Raw genomic sequence first — 448 nt, 5'->3', positions numbered from 1 at the left:
GCGGAAATGGCAATCAGGTAGATGATGGACAGCAGCATGGGACAGACTCCGGGCGCGGTGGGGCCGGCCATGCGCGACGACCGCCACTGCCTGCGCAATGACGGGATGACGATGACCGGTGCCGCTCCCGCTGTCCTTTTGCCTGAGAGTTTGGAAGCGCGGAAAACCGCGGCTTCGTGCCCCTTCGGCGCCGGATCGAACCGGTCTCTCCAGAGTTCTGTTACGGGTGGTATCGGGCCTGAGCGATTACGGGCGTTGCGCCTTCGGCAGCGGTGTTCCGCTTCTCCCACCGTGTTGCCCGCCGATTATAGCCCGTTGCGGGCCCGCCGGCCGCCTCCGGGGCCGGCCGCCGCGCCTGAATTGCCGATGGCCCGGCCATGCGTTTTGTGCACCGCTGCATGGCATCGGGCTCAATCCCCACCTATCATGGCCGGATACCCGAATTCAT

At 65.6% G+C, this 448-nt stretch carries 1 riboswitch.

Annotated elements, in window-relative coordinates:
* Window positions 1–120: 120 nt before the first annotated feature.
* Window positions 121–223, bottom strand: a riboswitch (glycine riboswitch).
* Window positions 224–448 lie beyond the last annotated feature (225 nt).

The organism is Mesorhizobium sp. M2E.F.Ca.ET.209.01.1.1, from assembly GCF_004010375.2.
GTDB lineage: Bacteria > Pseudomonadota > Alphaproteobacteria > Rhizobiales > Rhizobiaceae > Mesorhizobium.
This window is presented reverse-complemented; position numbering and strand designations above follow the sequence as displayed.